Origin of the sequence: Lysinibacillus sp. HST-98 (genome assembly GCF_016757845.1) — a bacterium.
Classification (GTDB): domain Bacteria; phylum Bacillota; class Bacilli; order Bacillales_A; family Planococcaceae; genus Lysinibacillus; species Lysinibacillus capsici.
Genome location: NZ_JAENHX010000001.1, coordinates 580,525 through 597,704, shown reverse-complemented (window position 1 = coordinate 597,704; position 17,180 = coordinate 580,525). Strand labels below are relative to the sequence as shown.

The following is a 17,180-nucleotide window of genomic DNA, read 5'->3' as shown; positions in this document are numbered from 1 at the left end:
GCTAGCAGTGGCACAGATCAGAGTATTATTAATTGAGGATGACCCAATGGTACGAGAGGTAAATCGTCAATTTATTGAAAAGGTAGAGCATTTTCAAGTGGTTGGACAGGCACCTAATGGATTAGAAGGTATTACGCAAATTTGTCTTCTGAAGCCTGATTTAGTTTTTATGGATATTTTTATGCCAGAGCAAGATGGTATTACAAGCTTACGCAAAATACGTGAGCTCGATCTACCAGTAGATGTTATTACCGTGACGGCTGCAAATGATATGGAGACAGTGAAACAGATACTACATCTAGGTGTTTTTGATTATATTATGAAGCCCTTTTCTTTTGAACGTGTTAAAGGGACACTTGACAATTATTTACGCTTTAACAAGCAAACTCAAACAGAACGTGAGCTCACACAGGGAGAATTAGATCAGTTATTTCATTATCGTGATGGACAAACCATATTGGATCAATCTGTTACATTGAAATCCGAGAAAAATCTCCCAAAAGGTTTTAATCGTACAACACTTGAAAAGGTTGTGCACTTTTTACAATCGGTGGATGGTGCTTCAGCAGAAGAAGTAGCCAGTGGAATTGGCATTGCCCGCGTAACAGCTAGAAGATATTTAGATTATCTTGAAAAACAAGAGGAAATTACAATGGATGTCCATTATGGTGGCATTGGGCGTCCTATAAACTATTACTTTAGTAAATAAAGAAAATCCTGATTGTCATTATGCAATCAGGATTTTTTGCGAGTAATTAATAAGGCATGATTTTATCAACAGGTGTTGCTGTCTTAATCTTTGGCAGAATTTTATCTAGTGTCACTGTACGCTTAATCTCGTGTGTAGATGGATCATTTTCATCAAATTGATCAAGGAAGTTAATAACCTCTTTTACAATTGGCGTTGGCGTAGAAGCACCTGCTGTTACAGCAACGATGTTGATACCTTTTAACCATTCTACTTTTAGCTCTGAAACATCTGCAATGCGATAGGATGGTGTTCCTGCAATTTCTACAGAAACTTGTGTTAAGCGGTTCGAGTTATTGGATTTAGGATCACCAACAACAATAAGTAAATCTGCTTCACCTGCTTGCTGAGCAACAGCCTCTTGACGGACTTGTGTAGCTAAACAGATCTCTTTGTGTACCTCAATATGTGGGAATTTTTCTTTTAAACTATCCATTAAATGGGCGACATCCCATTGGCTCATTGTCGTTTGATTTGTGACAAGTAATTTATCATTCGTTAATTGTAAAGCATCAATATCGTTAGAAGACTGAACTAAGTGGACATGATCCGGGGCAACGCCAATAGCACCCTCTGGTTCGGGATGTCCTTTTTTACCAATATAAATAATGTCATAGCCTTCTGCTGATTTTTCACGAATTAAATCGTGGGTAACTGTTACATCAGGACATGTAGCATCAATGGACACTAAGCCTTTTCGCTTCGCAATCTCACGAATTTCCGGTGAAACACCATGTGCTGTAAAAATGACAGTACCTGTTTCAACTTGTTCAATAATTTCTAGGCGGTTATCACCATCTAACGTGATGATACCATCCTCTTCAAACGCATCTGTGACGTGTTTATTATGCACAATCATCCCTAAGATGTAGATAGGTCTTGGTAATGTTTTATCAAGTGCGGCGTTACGAGCGATCACCATCGCATCCACAACACCGTAGCAATAGCCACGTGGATTAATTTTTAATACTTGCATGGTGGTTGTGACTCCTTTCAAGCTTACCTATCTACATTATAACGGACAGTGACAGTGAATACAAAGAAACGTTCATTTACATTGGTGGTTGGAAAATACGTGGTTTAGATGGAAGTGGCTCGGGAGGCGTAAATGATGCACTTTGCCTAGATGACCGTCTACTTCCAGCAGCCTTACTATCGCTTCCTGCTGCTTCAGTTGCTCCACCGCCAGCGGAAGGAAGTCCTTGGAATCCTTTATACAATTTTAAGAGTGATGGAATATTTTTCACCATCGGCATAGCTTGTTGGATATAAGGGGTATAGGTTTTGGCTGTATTAAATAAACTATTGGCTTGCTGTAAAAATGAACCGACTTTCGAAGCTTCTTGCACAGGTGGCATCGGCATTTGCCCTCCAAATGAACCTATTCCATTAGCCATTGGAAAGCCGCCTGGAATTCGTGGTTGAACAGGGAAGCCTCCAGGCGGGAAAAAGGACTGTGGCGACATCTGTGGAGGTGTTTGCATGGGCATGGGCATTCTCATGCCACCCGGATACATTGGGTATGGATAAGATGGTCGAAATACCATAATGATCTCCTTTCAACTTGTTTTTCATTGATGACATACCTGACTATAGCTATGATATGCAAAGGCTAATAGGAGGGTTCGATAAAGCTAAATAAAATCAAATGTAATATGGAATTTGTAAAGTAGAAGTCCAAATACAACTAGACCTTAGGTTCCAAATTTATTCATCCTCTTCATGATAGCGAAGCATTCGATAGCCTATCCGTACATGTGTCTGAATAAGTTTGGGCTGTGCTGGATTAACTTCTATTTTTTTTCGAAGTGTAGCCATAAATACTCGTAAACTTGGAACATCTGATTGAAGAGCATTCTGCCAGATTTCCTTTAAAATATAATTATGTGTTAGAACTTTCCCAACATTTTTGGATAAAACAATTAAAAGTTTATATTCAATCGGTGTCACATGTATTTCTTTTCCATTTACAAATACTGTATGATCAATATAATTAATTTGAAGATAACCATTTGTGAAAATGGGATTCTCTTTTTCAAGTGGTTGTTCATAGGCCATTCTTCTTAAGGCAACCCGAATTCTAGCTAATAATTCTTCCACACTAAATGGCTTTGTTACATAATCATCTGCACCTGCATCCAAAGCATTAATTTTATCATGTTCTTCTCCACGAGCACTTACGACGATAATTGGTGTTTGATTCCAACTTCTAATTTTTGTGATTAGTTCTACGCCATCTATGTCTGGTAGACCTAAATCTAAAATAAAAACGTCAGGTTTTATGGTAAGAGCCTTTTGAAGTGCACTACTACCATCACGTGCAATGTCGTATTCATAATGGTTTGTCGCTAATGTCATTTTAATTAAATTGGCAATTGCTACATCGTCCTCTACTACAAGAATTCGTTTACTCATCAAATTTCATTACTCCTTTTTTCAGTGAAAAGTTAAAAATCGTTCCTTGAGGTTTATTATCTGAAACGTTTATGCTGCTACCATGTAATTTTAAAATTGTTTGACAGAGTGCCAAGCCTAAACCAAGACCTCGTCTACTATCGCTGCGTTGTACTTTTCCAGTTGTAAATGGCTCAAACAAGCTACTTTTTAAAGCGTCATCGATTCCAGGCCCATTATCAGAAATACTAAAACTTACGAACCCATCAGATTCTTTCACTATAATAGTAATGGCACTGCCTGATGGGGTGTAAGTCAATGCATTATCGATGATATTAATGAAAACTTGTATGATTAATCGAGCATCCATTACAGCAAATAAAAACTCAGGTTTAATTTCATAAGATATTTTATGTGTATTGTTGTGACGAACAACATGGGAAAGTGCCTCTTGAATAATATCTTCTACTAGTTCAATTTGCATTTCTAACGCAAATTGCCCATCCTCTAACTTAGATACAGCTAGTAAATTTTCAACCATTTGTACAAGCCATTTTGAATTTTTATAAATATCTTCATATAATTTATTTTTTTCAATCTCTGGTATTCGTGGTGCATTGTTGAGTAATATATCTGCATTTCCAGAGATAGCAGTGAGTGGTGTCCTAAGGTCATGAGAGATTGCACGTAAAAGGTTAGCTCGCATCTGTTCCATTTCAGCTTCTCGCGCTACTTCCTCATTAAGTTTCTGTAAATACCATTTATCCAAGGCGAATGAAAAATCATTAATAATGGCGTGCAAAATATTGCGCTCAAATGCAGGCAATGGGGAGACTTTAGATAGGGCAATACCTATAACACCCTTCACATCTCCATTAGAGATTACAGGTATATAATAAGCGTTCACTTCAGGAAATATGTCTGTGGATACACCTGCTACATGCCTATTATTTGTCACCCAACTAACAACACCACATTCATTTGGATTATCGAAAAGTACAGCTATTTTTTGATTTTCACTACTAGACATTGTTTCAGTACGAAAGAAAGAGGATTTCTCAATTACCTGGTTATTGATTTCGAAAAATTGTACAGGCTTTTCTACTAATTTAACAATTTGAGACATGCCTTCAACTATTATTTCTTCCATAGACTTAGCATGTTGAAGCCTACGATTTGTTTCAAGGAGTACCTCCATTCGATAAGATTTACGAATGGCTATTATGGTTTGCTCCTTTATCTTCTTTGTTAAGCTACTCGTAATTACGCCAGAGATAAACATGATAAAAAATGTCATTGGATAGTCACGATGATAAGCATCAAATGAAAATCGAGGCTCTGTAAAAAAGTAATTAAAAAGTAAGACAGCAATCATGGAGTTAATAATACTCATCATCGACCCTGTTGACCAAATAGCAAGGATGAGGACCCCTAAAATGTAAATTGTAATGATGTTTGACTCGCTTATACCAATTGTATATAGATATAAGCCGACAACTGATATGAAGCAAAATACGATAAACATTTTGAACAAATCAAGCCATTCAAATGATAATTTATTGCTTATACTAGGAAAATAAAATGGTTCATTTTCTTGATCTGGTACGATGTGTAGAGCTAAGTTCGGAACAAATTCATTCAGGCGGTCACTTATTTTTGTGCTAGGTCGCCACCATTTTTTCCTCATACTGGTTCGTCCGATAACAAGTTTGGTGACCCCACTAATTTGAGCATAATTAGCAAGGGCTGCTGCTACGTCGTCTTCTTGAACAATGACGACATGGCCGCCAAGCTGTTCCACAAGTTTAATGTGTTGTTGTAATCGTTCAGAATTTGCACTATTTCCTTCATTCTCCTGCAGGTTTTGCACATAAAGAGCAGTAAATTTACCGTGTAATGCTTGTGCAAGTCTTGCAGTGGTTCTAATAACTTTTGCATTTGTAGGAGAGCTACTGATACCAACTAGTAGGTGTTCTTCAATTTGTACAGGGTGTTTGACAGATTCATGGTTGTTTAGTTGTTTATAGTTAATTGTATCCGCTGCTCTACGTAATGCGATTTCTCGTAATGACACTAAATTCTGTTTGCGGAAAAAAGAATGCAGTGCTTTTTCCGCTTGTTGCTTTGCATAAACTTTACCTTCTTGTAGGCGTTGTATTAGCTCATCTGGTTCAATGTCTACGACTTTTATTTGAGATGCTTGATCAATTAAGTAATCAGGGATACGCTCTCGTACTTTAATATCAGTAATTTCTTCTACTAAGTCATGAAGGCTTTCAATATGTTGAATATTTACAGTTGTATAAACGTGAATCCCCTTTGAAAGTAGTTCTTCAACATCTCCAAAACGCTTCTTGTGCCGCATTGTTGGAACATTGGAATGTGCCAATTCATCGATAAGAACAATTTCTGGCTTGCGCTGCAATACGGCATCAATATCTAATTCATAAAACACTTTTTCTCTATAGGTTATTTTTTTCGTAGGAATTTGCTCAAGCCCTTCTAGTAAAGCTAACGTATCTGGACGAGGATGTGGTTCTACATAGCCAACCACCACATCTTTACCTAATTTTTGAGCTTGATGGGCTGCATCTAACATTGCGTACGTTTTACCTACTCCAGCAGCATAACCGAGAAAGATTTTTAAATTCCCTACAAATTGTTGCTCCTGTTGAAGTCTTGCTAAAAACATCTCAGGAGTTGGACGTGTATTTTCCATCCTCGTTCACCTCATTTGTATTATAGCGTTAACTCCCATTAAGAAAGTATAAAGATTTTGCCTCTTTATGCTTTCTTAATAGAAAAGTAGATTTCCTAACACTACATTAATTTGAAAGTGAGTATGATGAAAACAACCTAAATGAAGGAGGGGTATTATATTGATGGACTTTTATATGGTTGTATTGCTACTGATAAGCTTTGGAAGTCTTTTGTCATTAACCACATGGTGCTTCAAACTAGTGGATGAGCAATAAGGAGGAAATAGAAATGTGGATTTTTATCGGGATTGTACTTGTATTCTTGTTTGGTTATCTAGGGCATGCATTACTTTGTCCTGAAAATTATTAAAGGCTGCTAGGAGGTAATGCACTATGTGGCAAATAGCCATCGTATTAATTATTTATTTACCGCTCGTTATCTTAACTGGGCATTATCTATATCGGGTAACATTACACCAAAAAACATGGCTTGATCCTATTTTAGACAAAGTTGACGCAGTCATTTATAAATTGTGTGGCATTAAACAAGTAGATATGAATGGTAAAGAATATGTACTTTCATTAATACTTTCAAATGCATTTATGGTTTTTATTGGATATATTTTGTTGCGCATTCAAGCTTTACTGTTTTTAAATCCAAATAATATTAGCAGTATGGAAGCTACACTTTCATTTAACACGATCATTTCTTTTATGACGAATACAAACCTTCAACATTATAGTGGTGAATCTGGACTCAGCTATTTATCACAGATGCTAGTCATTATCTTCATGATGTTTACATCTGCAGCTACGGGTTATGCAGCTTGTATGGCATTCTGTCGTCGTCTTGTTGCAAAAACAGATACTATTGGGAATTTCTTTATTGATTTTGTTCGTGTTATTACGCGTATTTTAATGCCCATCTCCATCGTTGTTGCCATTATTTTAGTATCTCAAGGGACACCACAAACCTTAAGTGCAAATAAAACAGTACAAACGATCGAAGGAAAATTACAAGATATTGCACTTGGACCTGTCGCTTCTCTAGAATCAATTAAGCATGTAGGTACGAATGGTGGGGGCTTTAACGGAGCCAATTCAACAACACCTTTTGAAAATCCAACCGTTCTCTCAAATATAGTGGAGATGTTATCGATGATGCTATTGCCGGGCGCTTGTGTAGTTGCCTTTAGTTTGATGATCGCTTATAGAAAAAAGAAAACTATTTTTGGAAAACAAGGTTTAGCTATTTTTGGGGCAATGAGTATATTGTTTCTACTCGGATTAGTGACTGTGTACATAGCAGAGAAGGCTGGTAATCCAATGATAAGTGAACTCGGTATAACACAGGAGCTAGGGAGCATGGAAGGGAAAGAAATGCGTTTTGGAGTAGTACAATCAGCATTATTTACCACTGTCACTACCGCTTTTACAACAGGATCTGTTAACAATATGCACGATACATTGACGCCTCTTGGTGGTCTAGTGCCGATGTTTAATATGATGCTAAATGTTGTGTTTGGTGGTAAAGGGGTCGGCCTGATGAACATGATGATGTATGTTCTACTAACAATTTTTATTGCCTGTTTAATGATTGGGCGATCTCCTCAGTTTTTAGGTAAAAAGATTGAAGAGAAAGAAATGAAGCTAATTGCTCTATGCATTTTGATTCATCCGGCTATTATTTTGCTATTTTCAGCACTAGCAGTTGTAGCACCGTCAGGAATAGCAGGAATTACGAATCCAGGTGCTCACGGATTATCACAGGTTTTATATGAATTTGCCTCAGCCTCTGCCAACAACGGCTCAGGGTTCGAAGGGTTAGCAGATAATTCCACATTTTGGAACGTGACAACAGGACTTGCCATGTTCTTTGGACGATATTTAACCATTATCATTCAACTGGCGATTGCGTCTCTACTTGCCAAAAAATTTTGGCACAGTGATTCAATAGGAACATTAAAAACGGATAATACTACTTTTACTTTTTTACTAGTGGCTATCGTTTTAATGATTGGTGCGCTAACATTTTTACCAGCTTTAGCACTTGGTCCAATTACAGAGCATTTACAACTTTATTCTTAATTGAGGAGAGAGCATATGGAAACAGTAAGAAAGAGTTTTTTGACAAGTAAGATGCTGAAAAATGCAATGATAGACGCTTTAAAGAAGTTTAGTCCCACTTATATGCTAAAAAATCCTGTTATGTTTGTTGTAGAAGTAGGATTTTTGTTTGTGCTGCTATTAGTTCTTTTTCCAAATATGTTTGGGAGTGTAGTAGAAGAACACGCTCGATTATACAATGGCATAGTTGCTAGCCTACTTTTTGTTACAATTCTATTTGCTAATTTTGCAGAGTCAATTGCAGAAGGAAGAGGTAAAGCACAAGTTCAAACTTTAAAAAAAACAAAGACAGTGACACAGGCTCGTGTTTTGCTTCATGATGGTACGGAAATCCTTAAACAGGCCCATGACCTAAAAAAAGGAGATATTGTATTAGTTCAAGCTGGAGAGGTAATTCCAAATGATGGAGAAGTCATTGATGGCATTGCAACTGTGGATGAATCAGCAATAACAGGTGAATCTGCCCCTGTTGTAAAAGAACGAGGTGGAGATTTTTCATCCGTTACGGGTGGTACAACGGTTACGAGTGATTGGTTGATGATTGAAATTACTTCATTGCCTGGTGAATCATTTCTGGATAAAATGATTACGCTAATTGAAGGGGCTAGCCGTAAGAAAACACCAAATGAAATAGCCCTTAATACACTTCTAGTAAGTTTAACAATTATCTTTCTGTTAGTGGTAGTGTCCCTCTATCCAATGACTATTTATTTGAATGTGCCAATTTCTATCGCAACATTAATAGCACTTACAGTTTGTTTAATTCCTACAACGATTGGTGGATTATTATCCGCAATTGGTATTGCTGGAATGGATAGGGTAACCCAATTTAACGTCATCGCAATGTCTGGGAGAGCGGTGGAAGCCTGTGGAGATGTGGATACATTAATCTTAGATAAGACTGGCACGATAACATATGGAAATCGAATGGCAGCTGAGTTTCTACCAGTAAAAGGAGTTGTCAGGGAAGAGTTAATGCAAGCTGCATGGCTTAGTTCTCTAACAGATGATACACCTGAGGGAAAATCGATCTTATCGCTTGCTTGCGAATTAGGGGTGAATACGGACGGTGAAAAAAGCATTATCCAGACAAGTAAACATATTCCCTTTACTGCACAAACACGAATGAGTGGCTTGGATAGGGCGGATGGCACAAAAATTCGAAAAGGTGCCTATGATACGATAAAAAGAGAGAGTTTGAAGGCAGGGTACAGTATTCCTTCAAATTTAGAGTTGCTGGTTCAACAAGTATCTACAGTAGGGGGGACGCCTCTGGTCGTATCACTAAATGATAAGATTTTAGGCGTAATTTATCTAAAGGATATTGTCAAGTCTGGACTAAAGGAACGTTTTGAACAGCTTCGTGAAATGGGGATTAAAACCATTATGTGTACAGGAGATAATCCACTTACTGCAGCAGCCATTGCAAAGGAAGCTGGGGTAGATAGCTTTATCGCAGAAAGCAAACCTGAGGATAAGATTCAAGTCATTAAGGATGAACAGGCACAAGGGAAGGTAGTAGCAATGACTGGTGATGGTACAAATGATGCACCAGCGTTAGCGCAGGCCAATGTCGGGCTTGCAATGAATTCAGGTACAAATGCAGCAAAAGAAGCAGCTAACATGGTTGATTTAGATTCAAACCCAACTAAAATTATTGAAATTGTAGAGATAGGGAAGCAGCTTCTGATGACTCGTGGCGCTTTAACAACATTTAGTATCGCTAACGATATAGCAAAATATTTTGCCATCATACCTGCTATGTTGATGGTGGCTGTGCCTGAGATGAGCGCATTAAACATAATGAAACTTAATTCTTCAACAAGTGCGATTATTTCTGCCTTAATTTTTAATGCAATCATTATTCCTTTGTTAATTCCAATTGCAATAAAGGGTGTAACGTATAAACCAATGAGTGCTACAAAACTTTTGAATAAAAATTTATTCGTCTATGGTATAGGTGGTATTATAGCCCCTTTTATTGGGATTAAGTTAATTGACATACTAGTTGGTCCACTATGCCGTAGTTTTGGGCTATAGGAGGAAGGTACATGCGAAAATTATTTGTAAACTTAAAGCAAGCATTTCTTATTACTATAACAATGTTTATACTGTGTGGGCTAATCTACCCGTTTGCGGTGACTGCTTTAGCTCAAGGATTACTTCAGCATCAAGCAAATGGTAGTTTACTAGAAATCAATGGTAAAGCTGTTGGTTCAGAACTGATCGGTCAATCCTTTTCAGCACCATCATATTTCTGGGGACGTGTTTCAGCCATTCATTATAATGTTTATACTGAGGATGATACGGTACCAGACAAAAATGGTCAGTTAAATTATAGTGGAGTGACCTCTGGAACTTTTAACTATGCACCATCTAATCCAGAATTGAAGAAGCGAATTGAAGCAGATATCAAGAAGTTTCTACTAGCAAACCCAACAGTAAAACGCCAAGATATACCTGCAGATTTAATGACCGCTTCTGGCTCAGGGCTGGATCCACATATTAGTGTGAAGGCTGCAAACATTCAAGTGAAGCGCATTGCCCTAGCAAGCGGTCTTTCAGAAGAAGAGATTGAAAAAATCATTGAAGAAAATACGGAGAAACGAACACTAGGGGTCTTTGGAGAAAATAAAGTGAACGTTCTAATGGCAAATTTAACAATCATGAAAAAAATGGATAATAAACAACAATAATAACCATAAAATCAGGTAGAGAAATGCTTGGTTCTCTACCTGATCGTATTTTATGCTTGAGAATTTACCAAAATTTTAATATGATTACGTTCCTTCATTAATGCCTCAAAGCCTTCTGTTACCACTTCATCAAGAGCAATTCGTTTCGTTACAAGCTTGTCTGCAGGGAAGTAACCTTGTGTCATCAGCTCCATTACGGCTGGGAAGATATCGCGGTAGGCAATAATTCCTTTGACTGTTCGCTCTGATAAAACGATATTGTTCGGTTGGATAGCCGCTGTAGACTCCCAAATCGACACGATGATTGTTTCACCTTCAAAAGTTGTGGAGTCAATAGCTTGTTGTAATACCACAGGAACGCCCGTTACTTCAAAGGCAACATCTACACCACCATTTGTTAATTCATGTAGACGCGCAACGGCATCTTCCTCTTTAGGGTTAATGACGGCTGTTGCACCAAGTTCTAAAGCTTTTGCGGCACGCTCTGCTGAAAGCTCTACAGCATAAATTTCTGCTGCGCCCGCTGCACGTAATGCTTCAATGACAAGAAGCCCGATTGGTCCTGTTCCAAAGACGGCAGCTTTGTCACCGGCTTTTAATTTACTTTGACGCACGGCATGTAAAGCGACTGCTGCTGGTTCTACAAGTGCTCCTTGCTCATAAGAAAGCCCTTCTGGCATTTTGTGAACCATTTTTTCATCTACCATTGTATATTCGGAGAATCCTCCGCCACCGCCTGAAAGACCATGGAAACCTAAATGTTTACAAATATTATATTTACCTTTTTTACAGGCAGCACATTCGCCACATGCAAGGATTGGTTCTACTACTACAGGATCACCAATTTTAACAGATGTAACACCATCGCCAATTTCAACTACTTCACCTGAAAATTCATGTCCCATTACAATAGGTGCTATGTCTTTACTTACATAGTGAGGTTGCTCCACTGGAATAAAGATTGGCCCAGCTGCGTATTCATGTAAATCACTGCCACAAATCCCTGTCCAATGTACTTTGATTTTTACTTTTCCAGGTGCGATGACTGGTTCTTCAATGTTTTCTACACGGATGTCTTTTGCTTTATACCATCTTGCTGCTTTCATAATCTACCAACCTCCCATAATATCTTACAGCTCTATTATAACATGTGGGGAATCTGCTAATCATTAGTTCCCTATAAATTGACATAAAAATTACATATTACAAGCGTTTTCGAACATTGTTACAGCGCTTTTTTGATTGCATATTCTGCGTATTTCAAGTACCTTTGATAAGGGCTTTGTTACGGTGATAATAAAACATTAAAAATATGTTTATGCTAGTAAGAAATAGAACGTAAATATACCTTAAAGTTCGAATCATGGTACAATGAAAAAGATGTTAGGAGGAACGAATGATGTCAAAATATACTGATTATAATTTTCAGCCATTTTTGCAGGACGCCATTGCAAATCTTGGCTTTACAGAACCGACACCAATTCAAAAAGAAATTATTCCGCTTTTATTAAAAGGGAAAAGTGCTATTGGACAGGCACATACAGGAACAGGGAAAACACATAGTTTTTTAATTCCAATTGTTCAACGTATTGATGTAGAAAAACAGGAAGTACAGGCCGTTATTACTTCTCCTACACGAGAGTTAGCACAGCAAATTTTTGATGCATTAAATCAATTAATAGAAGGAACTGCTATTCAAGCAAAACTATTTATTGGGGGTACGGACAAACAACGCTCCATTGATAAATTAAAAACACAGCCTCAAATTGTTGTTGGAACACCAGGACGTATTCGTGACCTTGTTTCAGCACAAGCGTTATTTGTGCATACAGCACCAATTTTAGTTGTCGATGAAGCGGATCTAGCTTTTGATATGGGCTTTATTGAAGAGATTGATGGATTTGCTTCACAGATGCCAGAAAAGCTTGAAATGTATGTTTTTTCTGCAACAATTCCAGAAAAACTTCAACCATTTTTAAAGAAATATATGGAAGCGCCAGTGCATGTCCATATGAATGATAAACGACCCGTGGCAGAAGGCATCGATTTTGTGCTTGTACCAGTGCGCTCAAAATCGCGTAATAAACGTTTATTAGAAGTCATTGAGGGCATTAATCCTTTTTTAGCTGTTATCTTTACCAACACACGTAAGACAGCAGAACACGTTGCTGGCTACTTAAATGAGCATGGTATCCGTTGTGGCCAAATTCACGGTGATTTAAGTCCACGTGATCGTAAAAAAATGATGAAGCAAATCCGTGATCTTGACTACCAATACATTGTAGCAACTGACTTAGCTGCTCGGGGTATTGATATCCAAGGCATTTCTCATGTTATTAACTACGAGATTCCAGAGGACTTAGAATTCTTTATTCACCGTGTTGGTCGAACAGCGCGTGCAGGCAATAAAGGGACAGCCATTACTTTATTTGAGCCATCAGACGAGGATGCAGTAGTTCGCGTAGAAAAAATGGGCATTCCTTTTGTGCAAAAAGATGTAAAAGATGGCGAATGGTCAGAGTTAAAAGAGCGTCATGCACGTAAAAACCGTGTGAAGCAAGAGAATGAAATTGATGTGAAAGCAAAATCGTTGGTACGTAAGCCCAAAAAGGTAAAACCTGGCTATAAACGTAATATGAAGTGGGAAATGGAAAAAATTAAAAAACGTGAACGTCGCTTAAAGGCACGCGGTAAAAAATAAGGGGGCTTTTATATGTTACTTGGCTCACATGTTTCGATGAGCGGTAAAGAAATGCTACTCGGCTCTAGTAAAGAGGCACTGTCATACGGAGCCAATACATTTATGATTTATACTGGAGCACCGCAAAATACACGTCGCAAAGCCATTGCTGACTTGAACATTATGAATGGACTCCTGCATATGAAAGAGCATGGGATGACCAATATTGTTGTACATGCACCTTACATTATTAATATTGGCAATACGGAAAAACCAGAAACATTCCGTCTCGGTGTAGATTTTCTCCAATCGGAAATTGAACGTACTGCGGCACTGGAGGCAACGCAAATTGTTTTACACCCAGGTGCCCATGTAGGTGCTGGTGCTGATGCTGGTATTGCTAAAATCATTGAAGGTTTAAATGAGGTACTTTCTCAGGACTATCCCGTTCAAATTGCATTAGAAACCATGGCAGGGAAGGGGACAGAATGTGGACGTTCCTTTGAAGAACTTGCTAAAATTATTGATGGTGTAACGAATAACGAGCGACTTTCAGTATGCTTTGATACTTGTCATACACATGATGCTGGCTATAATATCGTGGAAGATTTTGATGGTGTATTAAACGAATTTGATAAAATTATAGGCGTGGAACGCATTAAAGTATTGCATATCAATGACTCCAAAAATGTGCGCGGTGCAGGCAAGGATCGTCACGAAAATATTGGCTTTGGTCATATTGGCTTTGATGCCCTCAACTATGTAGTACACCATCCACAATTAATGGATGTTCCTAAAATTTTAGAAACACCCTTTGTCCCTCTCAAGAGTGACGCTAAATCTAAGGTAGCTCCGTATAAAGTGGAAATTGATATGTTACGAAGCGGTACTTTTAAGCCTGAACATATTGAAGCTTTAAAAGGCTAAAAGCAATAACCCGAAATCAGGCTAGTTCTGATTTCGGGCTTTTTTTATTTTGTAAACAAGGCGATGAGTTGACGAGAGCGCTTTCTTCCTAAAACGGCCTCCACTTCAACAAGAATATCTTTAGGAATACCTAAAAATAGCCAAGAAAATGAGAATTGCTCCAAATAAGGTCGAAGTTTTTTTACTTCAGAAGTCGTAATGCTAAAGCCTTCTTCACGAGCAATCGCGACAATTTCCTTATCCGTGCTTTGTGCTAATTGCTGTAAAAATTGAATACTCAAAGTCAATCCTCCTTTATCTTATTTATTTTCACGAAATCATTTACACACTTGCAATCAGCTGTTCGAAAAAGCATCCATCCTCTTTTCTTTACAAAAACTGCACTTTCCTTTATACTTACAATTTGTAAATCGTAATGATTTTGAATTAGAAAGAAGCGATCATGCATGAAAACAACACTAATTGACATTGAAAATGTGTCATTTCAATATGACTATACGCAAGTTTTAAAAAACATTTCTTTTCGTGTAGAAGAGGGAGATTTTTTAGCACTACTCGGCCCAAATGGTTCGGGAAAATCAACACTACTAAAAATAATTTTAGGTTTGCTGAAACCTTTATCCGGAGAAATAAAATTATTTGGTGAACCAAGTGCAAATTTTAAGCACCGTGAATGGATTGGCTATGTCTCGCAAAAATCCAATGCCTTTAATTCTGGGTTCCCGGCAACCGTGCAAGAGGTCGTGAAAAGTGGATTAACGAAAAAATTAGGGCTTTTTAAAAGACCTGGCCGAGATGCCAAAGACAAAGTACAAGAAGCTTTAAAGGCAGTTGGCATGGATGCTTATATGAATCGCAACATTGGAGAGCTATCTGGTGGACAACAACAACGTGTTTTTATTGCAAGAGCTTTAGTCAGTGATCCCAAACTGCTCATTTTAGATGAGCCAACTGTCGGCATTGATCACGAGAATGTGCAGTCATTTTATGATATGCTGGCGAAATTAAATCGGGAACAAGGAATTACGATGATTCTTGTCACACACGATGTCGATACGGTATCGAATCGTATCAGCCATGTAGCGTGTTTGAATCAAACTATTCACTTCCACGGCTATAAAAATGAATTTGATAATATTTCTCAGGATGCGCTAGACGCTTGGTATGGCCATTCCGTGAGAAAGATTCACTAGAAGGAGCAGGCACATGATTGAAGCAATTTTACATTATGAATTTTTACAAAATGCCTTTTTCTCTGGATTATTAATTGGCATACTTGCGCCACTACTGGGTGTGTTTATTGTTGTACGTAGGCTATCCTTGATTGCGGATGCTTTGTCGCATGTAACACTCGCAGGAATTGCTGGGAGCTTATACATTAGTCAATCGGTAACAGCCTTTGCAATGCTCAATCCTATTTATCTAGGAATACTAGCCTCTGTGAGTGGCTCTGTCTTGATTGAGCGTTTAAGACGTTTGTATAAGCACTATGAGGAGCTTGCCATTCCAATCATCATGTCAGGTGGTATTGGGATTAGCGCCATCTTTATTTCACTTGCCAGTGGTTTTAGCACAGATTTAATGAGTTATTTATTCGGCTCGGTTTCTGCTGTATCTCGTCAAGACTTATGGGTAGTGATTGGCATTGCTGCCATTGTGATTATCTTTTTGTTTTTATTTTTTAAAGAATTATTTGTTTTGTCTTTTGATGAGGAATATGCAAAAGCTAGCGGACTTCCGGCTCGTTGGGTTCATCTTTTATTTATGATTGTGACAGCACTTGTCATTGCGGCAAGTATGCGCATAGTTGGTATTTTACTTGTATCATCTCTAATGACATTGCCTGTTGCAGCCGCAATGCGCTTAGCAAAGGGCTTTAAGCAAACCATCATTTTTGCCATTGTTTTTGGAGAAACAGCTGTACTAATTGGCCTAATTAGCGCATTTTATTTGGATTTAGCGCCAGGAGGCACGATTGTTGTCACTTCTATTCTGATTTTGTTACTTGTAATCCTAGGGAAGAAAGTAGCATTTAAAATGGCTGCAAAGCAGGGGGAGGTAGCGCAATGAATATTTCAAGAGCGTGGGAAATATTAAAGGAAAATGGCTATAAAAAAACAGATAAACGGGAGTTAATATTAGATATGTTTGCAGCAACAGATAAATATCTAACAGCTCGTGATTTATTAGATGTTTTAAAAAAAGATTTTCCGGGAATGAGTTTTGATACCATTTATCGTAACCTAGCTACTTTTGTGAAACTTGGAATATTAGAAGAAACAGAGCTATCAGGGGAACGTAATTTCCGTATGCACTGTGAATCTGCGCATCATCACCATCATTTTATCTGTATGGACTGTGGCAACGTCAAAGAGCTTAATCTCTGTCCAATGGAAATGTTAGGTGAAAAATTGCCTGATTATGAAATTGAAAATCATAAGTTTGAAATATATGGTAAATGTCCTGATTGTAAACATGAAACGCTGTCACATTAAATGTGACAGCGTTTTTTAGTGTTGAAAAACAAAACAGTCAATTGAAAGGTAGAAATGGATTGCCGTTGCAGGCTATTTGATTTTCTGTGGGCGAGCGCCGAGCCGCTTCCTCCGCTACCGCTCCGTTTAGGGGTTCGCCTGTCTCGCTATTCCACGGGAATCAAGTAGCCTTCCACTCCAATCTACAAAAGTGTTATCTTTTTAGCAAAGGTTTTCAAATAAAGTGAAGGTGTTCACTTCTTGTCACTCATCACTTCTCCACATTGAAAATAAGAGCTTATCCCCTCTATGAATACAGATAATGGGCAATTTTAATACTATGCTACTATGAAAAAAGTAAAGACACTTTGCAGAATGGTTGATTGGAGAGGAGCCAGTGTCACTCCTAGGGGATTTAGCGTCACTGATGAAACC

15 protein-coding genes are annotated in these 17,180 nt (G+C 38.0%); 9 read left to right on the top strand and 6 right to left on the bottom strand.

The window, feature by feature from the left end; all coding sequences use genetic code 11:
- Positions 1–7: 7 nt before the first annotated feature.
- Positions 8–709: a response regulator gene (locus JIN86_RS03000; protein ID WP_004227213.1), complete on the top strand. Its 702-nt coding sequence runs from the start codon at positions 8–10 to the stop codon at positions 707–709.
- A gap of 46 nt (positions 710–755) precedes the next feature.
- Here JIN86_RS03000 and JIN86_RS02995 read toward each other — a convergent pair whose 3' ends face one another.
- The 4 genes from JIN86_RS02995 to JIN86_RS02980 form a co-directional block, all read right to left on the bottom strand.
- Entirely contained in the window at positions 756–1,724 is a 969-nt protein-coding gene (locus tag JIN86_RS02995) for a 4-hydroxy-3-methylbut-2-enyl diphosphate reductase (RefSeq protein WP_004227216.1), read from the bottom strand.
- 76 nt (positions 1,725–1,800) lie between these two features.
- On the bottom strand, positions 1,801–2,295 hold the full coding sequence (gene vrrA, locus JIN86_RS02990; protein WP_202341238.1) for a VrrA/YqfQ family protein: 495 nt from the start codon (positions 2,293–2,295) through the stop codon (positions 1,801–1,803).
- Positions 2,296–2,455: 160 nt separating this feature from the next.
- The gene (locus JIN86_RS02985) at positions 2,456–3,163 is read right to left on the bottom strand and encodes a response regulator transcription factor (protein WP_202341237.1); all 708 of its coding nucleotides are present in this window, start codon (positions 3,161–3,163) and stop codon (positions 2,456–2,458) included.
- Positions 3,156–5,861, bottom strand: a complete 2,706-nt coding sequence (locus JIN86_RS02980) for a sensor histidine kinase (RefSeq protein WP_202341236.1) — start codon at positions 5,859–5,861, stop codon at positions 3,156–3,158. The genes JIN86_RS02985 and JIN86_RS02980 overlap by 8 nt, the downstream gene beginning before the upstream one ends.
- Positions 5,862–6,234: 373 nt before the next feature.
- Between JIN86_RS02980 and kdpA the strand changes: the two genes are divergently transcribed.
- From kdpA to kdpC, 3 genes are read left to right on the top strand one after another with little or no spacing between them, the layout of a single operon-like run.
- Complete coding sequence (gene kdpA / locus JIN86_RS02975) at positions 6,235–7,929, top strand: potassium-transporting ATPase subunit KdpA (RefSeq protein ID WP_202341235.1); 1,695 nt, start codon at positions 6,235–6,237, stop codon at positions 7,927–7,929.
- Positions 7,930–7,944: 15 nt separating this feature from the next.
- A complete protein-coding gene (gene kdpB / locus JIN86_RS02970) occupies positions 7,945–10,008 on the top strand; it encodes a potassium-transporting ATPase subunit KdpB (protein ID WP_202341234.1) in 2,064 nt (687 codons plus the stop codon).
- A gap of 11 nt (positions 10,009–10,019) precedes the next feature.
- Positions 10,020–10,664 (top strand): potassium-transporting ATPase subunit KdpC, encoded by a 645-nt coding sequence (gene kdpC, locus JIN86_RS02965; protein WP_202341233.1) that lies wholly within the window; start codon positions 10,020–10,022, stop codon positions 10,662–10,664.
- A 50-nt stretch (positions 10,665–10,714) separates the two neighbouring features.
- On the opposite strand, the gene JIN86_RS02960 is transcribed toward kdpC, so the two are convergent.
- Positions 10,715–11,770 carry a 2,3-butanediol dehydrogenase gene (locus tag JIN86_RS02960; RefSeq protein WP_004227230.1) on the bottom strand — a complete coding sequence of 352 codons (1,056 nt, stop codon included), beginning with the start codon at positions 11,768–11,770 and terminating at the stop codon, positions 10,715–10,717.
- A 293-nt stretch (positions 11,771–12,063) separates the two neighbouring features.
- Between JIN86_RS02960 and JIN86_RS02955 the strand changes: the two genes are divergently transcribed.
- Positions 12,064–13,365 (top strand): DEAD/DEAH box helicase, encoded by a 1,302-nt coding sequence (locus tag JIN86_RS02955; RefSeq protein ID WP_004227232.1) that lies wholly within the window; start codon positions 12,064–12,066, stop codon positions 13,363–13,365.
- 12 nt (positions 13,366–13,377) lie between these two features.
- Positions 13,378–14,271: a deoxyribonuclease IV gene (locus tag JIN86_RS02950; protein ID WP_202341232.1), complete on the top strand. Its 894-nt coding sequence runs from the start codon at positions 13,378–13,380 to the stop codon at positions 14,269–14,271.
- Between the two features lie 44 nt (positions 14,272–14,315).
- Here the strand turns inward: JIN86_RS02950 and JIN86_RS02945 are convergent, their stop codons facing one another.
- Positions 14,316–14,552 (bottom strand): Nif11 family protein, encoded by a 237-nt coding sequence (locus JIN86_RS02945; RefSeq protein WP_004227236.1) that lies wholly within the window; start codon positions 14,550–14,552, stop codon positions 14,316–14,318.
- A 165-nt stretch (positions 14,553–14,717) separates the two neighbouring features.
- On the opposite strand from JIN86_RS02945, the gene JIN86_RS02940 reads away from it, so the two are divergent.
- Genes JIN86_RS02940 through JIN86_RS02930 form a run of 3 tightly spaced genes read left to right on the top strand, consistent with a single transcriptional unit; the run spans position 14,718 to position 16,766 of the window.
- A complete protein-coding gene (locus JIN86_RS02940) occupies positions 14,718–15,464 on the top strand; it encodes a metal ABC transporter ATP-binding protein (protein ID WP_004227240.1) in 747 nt (248 codons plus the stop codon).
- 13 nt (positions 15,465–15,477) lie between these two features.
- Positions 15,478–16,341 carry a metal ABC transporter permease gene (locus tag JIN86_RS02935; RefSeq protein WP_202341231.1) on the top strand — a complete coding sequence of 288 codons (864 nt, stop codon included), beginning with the start codon at positions 15,478–15,480 and terminating at the stop codon, positions 16,339–16,341.
- A complete protein-coding gene (locus JIN86_RS02930; RefSeq protein ID WP_004227247.1) occupies positions 16,338–16,766 on the top strand; it encodes a Fur family transcriptional regulator in 429 nt (142 codons plus the stop codon). The genes JIN86_RS02935 and JIN86_RS02930 overlap by 4 nt, the downstream gene beginning before the upstream one ends.
- The last annotated feature ends 414 nt before the right edge of the window (positions 16,767–17,180 follow it).

Bases quoted from the DNA above. Each gene is read 5' to 3' on its own strand.
- JIN86_RS02995 (WP_004227216.1), bottom strand. From the start codon at position 1,724: ATGCAAGTATTAAAAATTAATCCACGTGGCTATTGCTACGGTGTTGTG.
- vrrA (WP_202341238.1), bottom strand. From the start codon at position 2,295: ATGGTATTTCGACCATCTTATCCATACCCAATGTATCCGGGTGGCATG.
- JIN86_RS02985 (WP_202341237.1), bottom strand. From the start codon at position 3,163: ATGAGTAAACGAATTCTTGTAGTAGAGGACGATGTAGCAATTGCCAAT.
- JIN86_RS02980 (WP_202341236.1), bottom strand. From the start codon at position 5,861: ATGGAAAATACACGTCCAACTCCTGAGATGTTTTTAGCAAGACTTCAA.
- kdpA (WP_202341235.1), top strand. From the start codon at position 6,235: ATGTGGCAAATAGCCATCGTATTAATTATTTATTTACCGCTCGTTATC.
- kdpB (WP_202341234.1), top strand. From the start codon at position 7,945: ATGGAAACAGTAAGAAAGAGTTTTTTGACAAGTAAGATGCTGAAAAAT.
- kdpC (WP_202341233.1), top strand. From the start codon at position 10,020: ATGCGAAAATTATTTGTAAACTTAAAGCAAGCATTTCTTATTACTATA.
- JIN86_RS02960 (WP_004227230.1), bottom strand. From the start codon at position 11,770: ATGAAAGCAGCAAGATGGTATAAAGCAAAAGACATCCGTGTAGAAAAC.
- JIN86_RS02955 (WP_004227232.1), top strand. From the start codon at position 12,064: ATGTCAAAATATACTGATTATAATTTTCAGCCATTTTTGCAGGACGCC.
- JIN86_RS02950 (WP_202341232.1), top strand. From the start codon at position 13,378: ATGTTACTTGGCTCACATGTTTCGATGAGCGGTAAAGAAATGCTACTC.
- JIN86_RS02940 (WP_004227240.1), top strand. From the start codon at position 14,718: ATGAAAACAACACTAATTGACATTGAAAATGTGTCATTTCAATATGAC.
- JIN86_RS02935 (WP_202341231.1), top strand. From the start codon at position 15,478: ATGATTGAAGCAATTTTACATTATGAATTTTTACAAAATGCCTTTTTC.
- JIN86_RS02930 (WP_004227247.1), top strand. From the start codon at position 16,338: ATGAATATTTCAAGAGCGTGGGAAATATTAAAGGAAAATGGCTATAAA.